Annotated in this window: 10 protein-coding genes; 2 read left to right on the forward strand and 8 right to left on the reverse strand. The window is 58.5% G+C overall.

Annotated elements, in window-relative coordinates:
- The first annotated feature begins 11 nt into the window (after positions 1 to 11).
- Both H4684_RS09300 and H4684_RS09305 read left to right on the forward strand, forming a co-directional pair.
- Entirely contained in the window at positions 12 to 2,042 is a 2,031-nt protein-coding gene (locus H4684_RS09300; RefSeq protein WP_192623525.1) for a PAS domain-containing sensor histidine kinase, read from the forward strand.
- A gap of 111 nt (positions 2,043 to 2,153) precedes the next feature.
- The gene (locus H4684_RS09305) at positions 2,154 to 3,305 is read left to right on the forward strand and encodes a sensor histidine kinase (protein WP_192623526.1); all 1,152 of its coding nucleotides are present in this window, start codon (positions 2,154 to 2,156) and stop codon (positions 3,303 to 3,305) included.
- Positions 3,306 to 3,314: 9 nt separating this feature from the next.
- On the opposite strand, the gene H4684_RS09310 is transcribed toward H4684_RS09305, so the two are convergent.
- From H4684_RS09310 to H4684_RS09345, 8 genes are all read right to left on the reverse strand, one after another.
- The gene (locus H4684_RS09310; RefSeq protein ID WP_192623527.1) at positions 3,315 to 4,160 is read right to left on the reverse strand and encodes a CheR family methyltransferase; all 846 of its coding nucleotides are present in this window, start codon (positions 4,158 to 4,160) and stop codon (positions 3,315 to 3,317) included.
- A 3-nt stretch (positions 4,161 to 4,163) separates the two neighbouring features.
- Positions 4,164 to 6,224 (reverse strand): chemotaxis protein CheA, encoded by a 2,061-nt coding sequence (locus H4684_RS09315; RefSeq protein WP_192623528.1) that lies wholly within the window; start codon positions 6,222 to 6,224, stop codon positions 4,164 to 4,166.
- Between the two features lie 21 nt (positions 6,225 to 6,245).
- Complete coding sequence (locus H4684_RS09320) at positions 6,246 to 6,608, reverse strand: response regulator (protein ID WP_092191647.1); 363 nt, start codon at positions 6,606 to 6,608, stop codon at positions 6,246 to 6,248.
- Complete coding sequence (locus H4684_RS09325) at positions 6,605 to 6,922, reverse strand: STAS domain-containing protein (protein ID WP_192623529.1); 318 nt, start codon at positions 6,920 to 6,922, stop codon at positions 6,605 to 6,607. The genes H4684_RS09320 and H4684_RS09325 overlap by 4 nt, the downstream gene beginning before the upstream one ends.
- A gap of 15 nt (positions 6,923 to 6,937) precedes the next feature.
- Entirely contained in the window at positions 6,938 to 8,968 is a 2,031-nt protein-coding gene (locus tag H4684_RS09330) for a methyl-accepting chemotaxis protein (protein WP_192623530.1), read from the reverse strand.
- A gap of 62 nt (positions 8,969 to 9,030) precedes the next feature.
- A complete protein-coding gene (locus H4684_RS09335; RefSeq protein WP_092191653.1) occupies positions 9,031 to 9,516 on the reverse strand; it encodes a chemotaxis protein CheW in 486 nt (161 codons plus the stop codon).
- A 19-nt stretch (positions 9,517 to 9,535) separates the two neighbouring features.
- Complete coding sequence (locus H4684_RS09340) at positions 9,536 to 11,569, reverse strand: methyl-accepting chemotaxis protein (protein ID WP_092191655.1); 2,034 nt, start codon at positions 11,567 to 11,569, stop codon at positions 9,536 to 9,538.
- Between the two features lie 156 nt (positions 11,570 to 11,725).
- Positions 11,726 to 13,684 carry a PAS domain S-box protein gene (locus H4684_RS09345; protein WP_192623531.1) on the reverse strand — a complete coding sequence of 653 codons (1,959 nt, stop codon included), beginning with the start codon at positions 13,682 to 13,684 and terminating at the stop codon, positions 11,726 to 11,728.
- Between the last annotated feature and the right edge of the window lie 339 nt (positions 13,685 to 14,023).

Here is a 14,023-nt window from a genome sequence, read left to right on the forward strand (position 1 = left end):
ATATGCCGGATATGACAGATACTTTTGAAGCCAAGAAGAGGATTCTACGCGAGCAGGCCGAGGCACGCCTGGCGCATTCCGTGAGCAAGGTCGAAAATCTTTCCCTGGAAGAGATCAAGACCCTGTTCCATGAATATCAGGTGCACCAGATCGAGCTTGAGCTTCAGAACGAGGAGTTGCGCGACACCCAGAAGCAGTATGAAATCGCGCGGGACCGCTTTGCGCGTCTCTTCAACGACGCCCCGGTCGGATATCTGACCATCGACCAAAGCGGGATCATCGCTCAGACCAACCAGACCTTTGCCGAGATGGTCGAGAGGGACTCGCACCTGCTTGGCGGCAAGGCGCTGGTCGATTTCATAGCCACGGCGGACCGTTCAGCTTTTCTGGGGCGGTTCAAGGCCTTTTTCAAGAGTCCCGAGGGCAAGCAATTGAGCTTTACCTTGCAGGGCAGCCATCGCCGGGTGCGCTGCGTGGGCAAAATCGAGAATCAGCGTCAGGAACCGGCCCAAAAGCGTCGCCTGCTCCTGGTTCTGAGCGACATCACTGATCAGGCCAGGGCGGAAAAGGCCTTGCTGGAGCGGGAGCGCTTCCTGACTTCCATTTTGGAAACCACCCAGGACGGGTTCTGGGTCATTGATGCGGACGGGCTCCTGACCGATGTCAATGACGCCTATTGCCGCATGACAGGTTACACGAAAGAGGAACTCGAAGGACTGAACATCAGTGAACTGGATGCCGTGGAAGATGACGCCATGACCGGCGAGCGAATTGCGCGCATCGTCGAAAACGGTTCCGAACTTTTTGAAACCAGACACCGCAGAAAGGACGGCAGCGTTTTCGATGTGGAAATCTCAGTGTCCTTTCTCAGCCAGCACGGGGGCATGTTTGTCTGTTTCTGCCGCGACATTTCCGGCCGCAAATCAGCGGAATTGGCCTGCCGCGAGAACGAAATGCGCTACCGGCTGCTTTCCGACCTGACCATGGAAGGCATCGTCATCCACAAAATGGGCGTCGCCGTTGACTTGAACGCTTCCCTGGCCAGACTGCTGGGATATGAACCGTACGAGATACTCGGGCGGAACATGCTGGAACTGATTGTTCATGAACGCGACCGACACATTGTGCGCGAGAACGTGGTCAAGGATTACGCACGGCCGTACGTGGTCAGGTTTGTGAAGAAAAACGGCGAGGTCATTTTTGTCGAGCTTGAGGCCCGAAACTTCGAGATCAACGGCGAAACCATGCGTGTGGCCTCGGTGCGCGACATCACCGAGCGCAAGAAATCCGAGGAGGAAATTGCGCGGGTCAACGCCGAACTTCGAAATGCGCTCGCCGAAAAGGACAGATTTTTTTCCATCATCGCCCACGATCTCAAATCGCCCATATCCGGTTTTCTTTCACTGACCAAGATCCTGGTCGAGGATTTCGAGGGTTTGACCATGAAAGAAGTCAACATCTCGTTGAATGCATTGTACAAAAGTTCCGTGCGTGTGTTTGCGCTGCTGGAGAATCTTCTGGAGTGGGCAAAATTGCAGCAGGGCATGCTGACCTGTTCGCGCGGCCCATTTCTTTTGCAGGAGCTCATAAAGTCGAGCATCGATTTCAAGCATTCCATCGCAGAGCAGAAGGAAATCACCCTGCTCTACGATGTCCCGGACGGACTGATTGCCGATATCGATCCGCCCATGATCGGCACCGTGCTGCGCAATCTTCTGTCCAATGCCCTGAAATTTTCGAACCGGGGCGGGCAGGTACTCATCACGGCCACGCAAAGCGCAGACACGATCACCGTCGCGGTGCGGGATGACGGAGTGGGCATGGACCAAGCTACCTTGTCGAAGCTGTTTTCCCTGGACAACAAGATCACGCGACTCGGCACCGAGGATGAGGCCAGTACGGGCCTTGGACTCATCCTGTGCAAGGAATTCGTCGAAAAGCACGGCGGCAGAATCTGGGCGGAAAGCAGTCCGGGGCAGGGGGCGACATTTTATTTCACCCTCCCGGTCGGGGACAGAAATGGCGGCACTTCAACCTGTTGACGGGGCTTCCGCAAGCATGTGGCGGAATTGGAACAAACACTTCTGAAGTATTCGCTGATCTGAAAGTGCAGTGACTTTTCACACCAACACTCCTTACATAAACGGATATAAATGAACAAAGAATGTGAAACCCTGTGCGCTCCCGGCGAGCGCATGCCCCTGACCGATGTCCTGGCGCAGAATGCCCGAATCGGGAGTCATCTGTGTTCGCAGTATTTCAATTTCTTTCCTCTGCCGCTTCTGGTGCTCAACTCCTTTCGTCAGATCATCTTCAGCAATAACGCCTTTACCGACCTTCTGGGGACCAGTGATGTGAGCTCGTTTCTGGCCAGGCGTCCTGGCGAGGCCATGGCTTGCGTCTATTCCGAAGCCGGAAAAAACGGCTGTGGAACGTCCCTGCACTGCCGTGAATGCGGAGCGCTGCGGGCCATGATTGAGGCCATGGGCACCAGGGAAAAGGCCGAGCACGAGTGCCAGCTGCTGTGCAAGGATAAGCACGGTGCCACCGTGGCCCGGGACCTGCGAATTTTTGCCTCGCCCTGGGAAACCGGGGAAGGAACATACTACGTCCTGACTCTCCTTGACATCAGTGATGAAAAACGCCGCCAGGCCCTGGAGCGCATTTTCTTTCACGACATTTTGAATTCCGCCGGCGGGGCCAGAAACCTGGTCGACATTCTCATGGACGAAGTTCCCGAGGAAGCCCGCGAGATTGCGCACATGGCGCGGTCCTCGCTCTTTGCCCTGGTCGATGAGATCCAGAAGCAGAAACAGCTCTTGTCCCTGGAGAGAAAAGAATACGCGATCTCCAGGATCACGTTGCAGGGACTTGAGATCATGCATTCACTGGTCGATGAATTTCGAGCGCACCCCAAGGCCATCGACAAGCACATCCATCTTGAAGCGGACAGCGTCAACGTGCCCGTGTTTTCGGATTTCTCGCTATTGCGCAGGATTCTGGTCAACATGCTCATCAATGCCCTTGAAGCCACACCTTCGGGCGGGATCGTCACTGCCGGCCTGCGGCGCGACGAGGGGGCGGCCGTGTTTTGGATCTCGAATGCGGCCGTCATGCCCGAATCGGTCAAGCTTCAGGTGTTCAAACGATCTTTTTCGACCAAGGGGAGCGATCGGGGGCTTGGCACGTATTCCATCAAGCTGCTGACGGAGAATTATCTCGGCGGGGAGGTCGGGTTTTCCTCGGAGGAAGGGGCGGGCACGACCTTCTGGGTGAAGTTGCCCGCCCGGGAAGACCAGCCCTGACCTGGGCGGTCAGATGCGCATGTAGGTGGCCGGGGCCAACTGCTTAAGCGGCAGGTCGGCGCCGGCCAGACTCTCGGAATGGCCGATGAACAGGTGCCCGCCGGGTTCAAGGTGGTTACAGAACTTCATGACCAGTTCATGCTGGGTCTTCTTGTCGAAATAGATCATGACGTTGCGGCAGAAGATCAGGTCCATTTTTTCGCGGAACTGAAAGTCATCCATGAAATTGAGCCGCCGGAAGCTGACCGTCTCGCGCAGTTCCGGGATGATGCGCACGACCCGTTTGCTCCTGTCCTTGCTGCGCAGCAGATACTTGCGCCTGAACTCCACCGGAATTGTCCCAATTTTTTCATCTTCGTAAACGGCGCGCGCTGCCTTCCTGAGAATGTCCGAGGAGATGTCCGTGGCCACTATGGTGAAGCGCAACGGGTTTACCCGCTCATGGTAATCCATGAGCGTCATGGCCGTGGTGTAGGGCTCTTCCCCTGAAGAACAGCCCGCGTTCCAGACCGCGAAGGTCTGGCCGGGATGTTTTTTCTGCCACTGCGGCAGGATGTTCTGAGACAAGTACTCGAAATGCTTCGGTTCCCGGAAGAAGCTGGTCGTGTTGGTGGTCACCGCGTCCACCATCTGGGGCAACTCGACCTCCAGTCCCTTGAGGGTCTGCAGATACTCAAGATACTGTCCGTAGGACCTCATGCTCAGGGTGCGCAGCCTGCGCTGCAGACGCGCCTGCAACATGGTCTTCTTGGTCTGGGTGATCTTGATGCCCAGTTCCGAATAGATGAACTCGCTGAACTGCTTGAGTTCCTTGTCGGTCATGAGCGGAGCGGCCTGGCCGTTTGCGTCGTACATGGATCAGGCCACCAGCGCCGCGATGTCGAGGATGAGCGCCATGCTGCCGTCGCCCTTGATGGTGGCTCCGGAAATCCCGCGTATGTCCTGATAGACCTTGCCCAGGCTCTTGATGACGGTCTGGTGCTCGCCGATGACTCTGTCCACGACGATGCCGACGCGCCGCCCCTGGGAGTTGCAGACCACGACCTGCTCGATCTCCGGGGTCTGCCCCGGAATCTCGAAACCGGCGCGCAGGCTGATGTAGGGCACCATCTGGCCGCGCAGGTTGATGAGATCGGCGCGGTCCTTGTCCTTGCGGATGAGTTCCACGCATTCCTCCACGGCCGACAGGGGCATGATGAAGTAGCTGTCCTCGACCTGAACCTGCAAACCGTCGATGATGGCCAGGGTCAGGGGGATGCGCACGGAGATGGTCGTGCCCTGGCCGGGAACGCTCTCCAGGGAGATGCGGCCGCGCAGGGCGTCGATGTTGCGCTTGACCACGTCCATGCCCACGCCGCGCCCGGACACGCTGGTGACCTTGTCGGCCGTGGAGAAGCCCGGCGCGAAGATGAGCATCAGCGCGTCCTTGTCCGTCATGAGCGTGTCCGCGGCGATGATACCTTTTTCCACGGCCTTGGCCCGGATGCGTTCGGGGTCGATGCCCGCGCCGTCGTCGATGATGCGGATGAGCACCTCGCCACCGGAATGCTCGGCCGAAAGCTCTATCCGGCCCTCGGGATTCTTGCCCTGGGCCATGCGCTCCTCGGGGCTCTCGATGCCGTGGTCGATGCTGTTTCTGAGCAGGTGCACCAACGGGTCGTTCAGGCGCTCGATGACGGTCTTGTCCAGCTCGGTGTCCTCGCCGTGGGTTTCAAGCACGATGCGTTTGCCGAGTTCCTGGGAGAGGTCCCGCACCAGGCGCTTGAAGCGGCTGAAGGTCGACCCGATGGGCAGCATGCGGATGCCGAGCGTATTGTCGCGCAGCTCGTCGGAGAGCCGTTCGATCTCTTCGGAAATGGCTTGCAGCCTTGCGTCGCTCTGCTCGCTGGCGAATTGGGTCAGGCGCGCCTGGGCCGTGACCAGTTCGCCGACCAGGTCAACCAGAAAGTCCAGTTTCTGGGCCGGAACCCGGATGCTCGACGCCTGTGCCTCGGTGCTGGCCGTCTGGCGCAGGCGTTTGACCTCCTGCTGTTCGACCAATGCCGCCTCGACCTGACTTGCGCTGACCAGTCCCGCCTCTGACAAAAGCTGGCCGATGGGTTTGCGCTCCAGCAGAATACGCTCCAGGGCGTCCTTGGTGATGTCGTTTTTTTCGACCAGGATCTGGCCGATAAGCTTGTAGGATTCCTCGTCGATGCCCTGGCAGCTTCCGACCATCTGGATGGTCAGGTCGCTGTCTTCCTCCACGAAGATGAAGACGTCACGGATTTCGTCCTCGCTGCCGGCCGTGGTCAGGATGATGTCCCACCAGACCAGACAGTCCTCGGGATTGAGTTCGGGCAGGGCGGGGATGTCCTTTGTGTGCATGATGACGTGATGCTCGCCCATCTCGCACAGCTCTTCCAGCAGGGAGGCGGGGTTGGTCCCGCTCATGAACAGGTTTTTGGGCGGGGCGAAGCGGATGCGCCAGGTGTTCATTTTCGAATTCGTGGCGCAGTTCGTCGCGGTTTCCATGCCCGCAGGGGCGGCTTCGGGCTCCTTCCGGCTTGGAGTCAGTGCCTTGAGTCCCTGGATGACTTCCGCGGCGCGTGCGCCCAGGCCCTGTTCCTCGCCTTCGAGCATGGATAGGATGTGGTCCCGGGCCAGAAGCGTGAGATCGAGAAGTTCCTTGGATACGGAAATCTGGCCGTTACGCGCCAGATCAAAGACCGTCTCGACCTCGTGGGTGAAGGAGGCGATATCCTCGAAGCCGAACATGGCCCCCGAGCCCTTGATGGTATGCATGGCTCTAAAGACCCGGTTGATGACATCGTCATTGGCCGGATCTTCTTCGAGCTCAAGCAGGGAGGTTTCCAGTTCGCCCAAAAGTTCCAGGGCTTCTTCTTTAAATGCCTGACGGTTCAGTTCTTCTCTGGACATTTTTGCTCCAAGGGTGGCGGGTTAGCGCAGCAGTTTCTTGGCAACCGCCAGGAGCTGATCCGGTTTGAAGGGTTTGACGATCCAACCGGTGGCTCCGGCCGCCTTGCCTTCTTCTTTGGTGGATGCCTGGGATTCCGTGGTCAGCATGATTATGGGCACGAACTTGTATTGAGGCGTGGCGCGCACGGCGCGGATAAGTTCGATGCCGTTCATGTTGGGCATATTCAGATCGGTCACGATCATGTCCACCGGTCCGGACAGCTTGGCCAGGGCATCCTTGCCGTCGCAGGCCTCGATGACCGTGTACCCCGCGTCCTTCAAGGTCAGGCTGACCATCTGACGGACGCTGGCTGAGTCATCAACCGTCATTATGGTTTTACTCATGGGTTATCCTCTGTGCGATTCGTTATTTCCTTGATGAGACTGTCCGCCCCAAGGCTCGCCGCGTTTTCGAGCAGGTGAGGGGGCAGACTCGTGAAACTGATTGTCTTGTCCTGCTCCTTCAAGAGGGAGCAGAGGATCTGGACAAAAGAGAGGTCCGATTTTTCCGAATCACCCAGATCAAGGGTAATGACAGCGGCCTTTGGCAAACGGGCCAGCAGCTCGGCGTGAATTTCCCTGGAATGTTCAAGAGTGAGACTGCCGGAAAGTTTTATGACCGGATGTTCCGGGGGGCCCTGGACGGTACATGAAAACATGAAAGGCTCCTGGTTTTAGAAAAGTTCCACATTGTCGCCGAGATCATCTTCAGGCTCAGCCTTCTTGGCGGTAGCGGCTTTTGACGATGGCTTCGCGTTGGCCGCCGTCGGCTGCTCTTCGAAAATTTCCACGTTGTCGTCGGTAAAAAGTTCGACATTGTCATCGCCGAAAAGTTCCACATTGTCGTCGGAAAAAAGTGTGACATTGCCGTCGTCGAAGAGTTCCACGTTGTCATCGGAAAAGAATTCCACATTGTCGTCGCCGAAAAGCTCGACGTCATTGTCGTCGAACAGATCCGCCTCGCCACCGTCGTGAGCGTCCCCGTGATGTCCGAGAACGGACAGGTGGACCAGGCGTTCGCTGTCCATGGTGTATCGGGAAAGCTGTTCGCGCAGTTTCTCGGGTTGTCTGGCCGCGTCGAGTTCCGCCGAGAAGGGGGCGAATCTGTCTTTCAACACCGTGATTTCCTTTTCCAAACTCAATAATTGATCCGATACCAGTTCATGGAAATGGATGGAAGAGGTCACGGCGCTGATTTGTGAGACAAGTCCCGTGCCGAGGTCCGAGAGGTGCGCGATGTTTGCCGCCAGTTCAGCGTCAAGGGTGGCCAGCTGGTCGAGCACGGTTTCAAAGCGACCCTGGATGCCGTCCACCATTTCAGATACGTCCGAGGTACGGGCCAAGGTTGAGAGGCGGTCGGCCACGGTGGAAATATTGTTCAGGATTTCGGCTACGGTTCCCGTACGGGTGCGGGCGTCCACGGAGAGGTTCTGGATTTCCATGGCGATGACCCCGAGGGTGCGGCCCTGATCGCCGGTGTGGGCGGCCTTGACCCGGGCGTTCAGCGCGATGAGTTCGATCTCTGCTCCGATGTCCTCGATGCCATGCACGAAGGTGCTGACCGTGGAGATGGTTTCCGCCATGTGCGACATGGTCTTCGATGTCTCGGAGATGTGCCCGCTGGTGGTGCGCATGGCGTTCATGACGTCGCCGATGTGGTGACGGATGGCGTCGAGAATGGACATTCCGCCCTTGCGGTCCGCATAGGCCACGGCAGTGATCTTGCCGTGCAGGTCCTCGATGCCGTGTCCGATGGAGCGCAAATTGTCGATCAGTTCGTCCACGGCTCCGGAAAACATTTCCTGCGCCTGGCGCAGTTGCGGTGCCTGGAGTTTGAGCACGTCCCGCACCCAGGCTCCAAGGCCGAGCTCTCCGCCTTCCTTTTCCGGCGCGCTGATTTCCCGGACAGCCTGGTCCAAAATTTCCTCGACATGCTCGACCTGCTGGCGGGTGATGTCGTGAAATTGCACCGAGGCGATGACCTGTCCCATGCTCTCGGTCACTTGGCGGGATCCTTTGGCCAAATCCTGCACCAGGGCGGCCGAATGGTTGCGCATGTCCTCAAGCTCGGAAATTCCGGCAAAGAGTTCCGTGAACATGTCCTCGACGATGCGATTCTGCGAGGCGAGCTGCTTTTTGCTGCGCTCGCTGGCCGACGCCACCTGATTCATGAGCAGGTGCGAATGTTCGCTGATTTTTTCAGTGTGCTCGTCGATGATCGTGCCCAGGGCCCTGACGTCGTCGGCCAGGGTGGTGAATCCGGCACCGGCGCTGCCCAGACGGGCGCTCTCGATGCGCGTGGTGATTTCGAGCACCTTCAGAGTCTGAACCATGTTGAAAAATTGGGCCATGGCCTGGTCCAGGCCGCGGATGAGTCCGAGCACCTCGGACATTCCTTCCTGCTGCTCCGTGGAGGAGACGGAGGAAAACACGGCCTTTGCCTCGTCGGCCCGGGTCTGCAGTTCCCCGATGGCCGCGAGCAGGGCTCCTTCGCCAACGGAGGAGGCCATGGCCGAGGCCGTGGCCGAAAACGTGTTAGCCTGCGAGTTGATGCCGAAAATCGTGGCTCCCAGTCCGAGAAAATCCTCTTCTCTATCCTTGATGACACCGGCAAGGCGGGACAGAAGCGCGGGCAGGCTGCTGGCGCATTCCTCCATCACGGACACAATTTCCTGGAGAGAAGGCGCTATTTCGTCTTGAGGCATGGACCGGTCCTTGTTCGTGATGCGGGCCGGAGCTGATGTTCCGGCCCGCTTTGGTTCCAATTTTATGCTTCCAGTTCTTCCGTGCTGCGCAAGACCTGCAATTCTTCGGGTGAGAAGACCTTGCCGATATCGAGGATCATGATGAACTCCTCGTTTTGCTTGCCCATGCCCCGGATGAAGTCCGCCCTGATGGACGTACCCATGCGCGGCGGCGGGTTGATCTGGTCGCTTGTCATTTCAAAGACTTCACGTACCGAATCGACTATCGCCCCCATGTAGCAGTTTTCTCCTTCGACTTCCACATCAACTATTATGATGCACGTGTTGACCGTGTCCTGGGCCTTGGGCATGTCGAACTTGATGCGCAGATCGACCACGGGCACGGCGTGGCCGCGCAGATTGATGACCCCGCGCATGTAGGGCGGCGTCTTCGGGATGCGGGTCACGGACACGAGTTCGATGACCTCGCGCACGGAACCCGTCTCCAGGGCAAAGACCTCCTCGCCGAGACCGAAGGTCAGGTACTGCAGGGTAGTGTTGTCACTCATGAGTCACCTCGACCTTTGGTTAGAAACGTTCGAATTCATCATCTTCTTCGTCGCGCCCCATATCAAGGGCCAAGCCGCTGGTCGAGCCCTTGGCGGCCAGGGCCTTGGGGGCCTTGCGCGCGGGCTGCGGCCTGCTGCTGCCCCGATGGGCGGTCTGCCGGGTGACGCGGGCCGCCGTGGCGCCCAAATGGAAGAAGGAGATGGAGGACTGCAACTGTTCGGCCTGGCTGGACAGTTCCTCGGATGTGGAGGCCATTTCCTCGGAAGCCGAGGCGTTCTGCTGAATGACCTGATCAAGCTGCTGCAGGGCCTTGTTGATCTGCTCGGCGCCGGCGTTCTGTTCGTTGGATGCGGCGGAGATCTCCTGCACCAGTTCGGCGGTGCGCTGGATGTCCGGGACGAGCTTGGTCAGCATCTGACCGGCTTGGTCGGCCACGCTCACGGTGGAGGAGGACAGCTCGCTGATTTCGGCCGCGGCGGTGCCGCTGCGTTCGGCCAGCTTGCGCACTTCGGCCGCGACCACTGCGAAGCCCTTGCCATGCTCGCCGGCGCGGGCGGCCTCGATGGCGGCATTGAGGGCCAGCAGGTTGGTCTGGCGGGCGATCTCCTCGACGATGGAGATCTTCTCGGCGATGTTCTTCATGGCACCCACGGCCTGGACCACGGCCTGACCGCCGGCCTCGGCGTCCTGCGCGGCCTTCAGCGCGATCTTTTCGGTCTGGGAGGCGTTGTCGGCGTTCTGGCGGATGTTGGAACCCATCTCTTCCATGCTCGACGAGACCTCTTCAACGGAGGCGGCCTGCTCGGTGGCGCCCTGGGAGAGCTGCTCGGCGGAGGCGCTCAGTTCCTCGGAGCCCGAGGCCACGTTGTCGGAAGCCGACTGCACTTCGGTCACGATCTCGCGCAGCTTGGCGACCATGTCGCGCAGTGCCTGGGCCAGGATGCCGACTTCGTCCTTCTGATCCACATCCAGTTTGGCGGTCAGGTCGCCCTGGGACAGCTTGCGGGCAAATTCCACGCCCTGCTGCACCGGGCCGGTGATACCCTTGGTCAGGAATATGGCGACAAGAATGCCGATGATGACACTAAAGCTCAAGCCGCCGATCATGACCGTGGAAGCCGAGTTGAGGTTCAGCACGGCTTCGTCGGCGATATTCTGGGTGCCTTCCATGCCCGCCACGGCCGTATCTTGCGCGACGGCGAGGACATCTTCGCCGGTTTTCGTACGTTGGGTGTTGAGGTCTGCAAGCTCTTTCCAGTGTCCGTTCAGACTGGTCATGGCCGTCTTGTACTGCATGGCCGCATCTTTTGTGGCTGCGATCTGCCTGAGGTTAGCCTCCTGTCTCGTGACCGCTTTGAGCTTGTCGAAAAATTCGTCCATTTTCGGGAAGTTCTTGAGGGCGTCCTCGATAATCTTCGGATCCCGTTCCGCCTGGGCGCGCCAAACCTTTATGCGGGTATCATTACCGAGGTCGATGATTTCATTGACCCAGGTGATCTTGTCGAGACGCTCGGTCAGCGCCTCGGGGGTGGCTCCTGCGGTGAACTCGCGCTTCATGGCCACGTTCTGGCTATCGAGAAAATCCACGCAGTTTTTCATGTAGGCGGCCGCGCCCTGGTCCAAGGCCTTGCGGTCCCCATTCATCGCTTCGATCAGCTCAACGGTCTGGTCGGACTGGGCGGCGTATGAGGCGACCACTGCCTTGGCCTGCACCAGCTGCTCTTTGAGTTTGACCAGGGAAGGATAGGCCAGGGAATGCTTTTCAGCATCGGTCAAAACATCCTGCACCGCGGCAAGCTGCTTGCGCCCTTCGTCCAGGAAGGACTGTTGTTCCGTGAAGGCATAGCCGCGCCATGCGTACATGGTCAGCAGGGAGGAGCGTTCCAGTTCATTGGCTATGCCCACTTCAGGCACATACTCCTTGGCCAGCCGGATGGAATCCGTTTCCACGGCTTTCATGTTGAATACGGCCAGACCACCCAAAGCGCAGGCGATAATAATCAGAACTCCGAAACCTCCGCCGATCTTGATCCCCAACTTGATGTTTTTCATTCCCCCCTCCTTGTGAGTGAAACGGCGAAAATTCGCCTGTGAGGCTTTGCCACGCTCCGGGTGGATGGACTTGAACGTCTGGATAGACCCAGGACGGTCCTGCCCTTCCTACACGGATTTATTCATCAAAAGCCAGAAAAAAAATGAATCGGGAACTCATTTTGGGGCCCCCGTGAGCAGTTCGAGAGTCTTTCTGGCTTCGATATCCTCGACAAAAACATCATAATGCAAAAGCTGGCCCCGGGCGTCGCGGACCACCCGGACGGTGCGCGACGTCCAGATCGTTGATCCGTCGGGGCGTCGGATGCGGCATTCGAACCCGAAGATCTCGTCCTGCGTACCGATCAACGCGCGCAGCCGTTCCCAATCTTCGGGTGACTCGAAAAGCTCGGAAGCCGAGCGCACCGAATTCATCAACGCGCCCGGCGAGGCGTATCCGTACAGTCGGGCATAACTGGGGTTCATGGACACGAAGCGGCCGTGGGCGTCTAGCGTGCACATGCCGATGGGCGCGCCTTGGTAGATGGTGTGATACTTGTCCTCAATTTCAGTCAGGGCCTGCTGGATCTGCCTCTTTGATGTGATGTCGCGCACAAAGACGATGACCCCGGTGACCTGGCCGCTTTGCGCATCCCTGATCGGATATGCGTTGAATTCGATGGCGCGGGAGGCGGTGGAGGACATGATCTCGAGTATTTCGAATTCGTTGCGACCAGTGCGCAGGGTCCGGACCGCCGGACAGCGGGAACAGCATTCGCCCAGACGATGGAATGCTTCATGGCATTTCCTGCCCACGACCGGCATTTCCTCGGCATACCAGCGTGTCATGGTCGGGTTGGCGTAGCGCACGGTCATGTCCGGGGCGAGCACGCTGATGCCTTCCTCGATGCTCCCGAGCAGATTTTCCAGGAAAGCCTCGTTGGCGAGAATCTGTTCTTCGGCCGCCTTGCGTTCGCTCATGTCGTAGTGCGTGCCGATGATGCGCATGGGTGTCCCGATGCTGCTCTTTTCCATGAGCTTGCCCCGGGAGTGGATCCATTTGTAGGAGCCGTCGCTGCAGCGCAGACGGTATTCAAAATCATAAAAATCCGTTTCCCCCCGAAAGTGGGCCGAGAGCATGCTCAGGGCCGGAACACGGTCTTCGGGATGCAGCAGGGCTTCCCACTGCGTGATGGTCGGATCGAGGTCGCCATCCCTGTAGCCGAGCATCGTGTACCACGTGGGCGAACATTGCAGCCTTCCCGAGGGCACATCATAATCCCATACAGCCTCCTGGGCACCCTCAAGGGCGAACTTCCAGCGCTGTTCGCTGGCTTCCAGGGCCTGTTTGGCATGCATGAGTTCCGTAACCTCGAACTGCATGTGCACGATCTGGGTGACGGCGTCATTGGCATCGAGCACCGGAGCGCTGCGCACCAGCCAGTGCTTGCCGTCCGGGGATCTGTAGGTTCCGTTTTGTACCGTGCGGGTCTTCATGGCCCGCCAGGCCGTGGAAAAAGCTCCGGATTCGGGTTCGCTACGCCCGTTTGCGGACGCGGCGCCGCTGGTCTTGTGATCATGCTGATTGAGATAATGCGCGGGGCTCTCGGTCACCGGAGAGTTCGACCACAGGATGCGGAACTGGGAGTCCAGAAGAGTCACGGAGACGTCCTGCAGGTTCTCAAGGATGGTGCGCTGCACCCGCTGCTGTTCACGCAGCTGGGACTCAAGGACCTGGCGTTCCCGTATTTCGTCGCGCAGCAGCCGGGTCAGTTCCTCAAGTTCGTTCTTGCGTTGATCCTGGCGCATGGGCGCGGTGTCCGAGGAGCTTGCACCCTGCTTTTCGAGAGTCTCAAGGCTGCCGAGGAAGAGCAGGGGATTGGAGCGGATGAGTCCGGTGATGCGGTCGGACAATTTGCCAGACAGGGCCATGAGCAGGTCGGGATCCTCTCCCAGGAGGCGGGCCAGGGCGTGGATGCGCTCTTCGGTCAGGGGCGCGTTCTCGCCACGCTCCAGTTTGCTCAGATAGGAATGATGGATGCCGATACGCTTGGCCACGCTCCGGATTGAATAGCCCGAATGCTTGGCGGCGAGTGCTTTTCTGCGCTCGGTGAGATAACTTCCTAGTGCGCTCATGTGTCTATGATATGGTAGTCAGTTTTTTTGGTGCAAGCATTTTATGTCGGACACGCATAATATTTTTTCTGCGCTTAAAAATGCACTCTTGCAACAAAATCGGAATTCCCATGGGCGCATGAGTGTCGGACGGACGAAAAAAAATGCTTTCAACCCATTGGTTTGCCGGGCCGCAGTGTCCTGGGGAGCGGCTCATACCTCAAATAGTCTTTGTGTCGAACGTGTTGCGTATGTCCGGAAAAAAGTGTTGACCATAAAAGCGTGGCTATTTCATACTCGCCATGTGAGTCCTCGAATTTTTGAGTCCGCGTGCGGCCGAGTTCAAAAATGATGTGCCGG

Origin of the sequence: Desulfomicrobium macestii, assembly GCF_014873765.1 — a bacterium.
GTDB classification, from domain to species: Bacteria; Desulfobacterota; Desulfovibrionia; order Desulfovibrionales; family Desulfomicrobiaceae; genus Desulfomicrobium; species Desulfomicrobium macestii.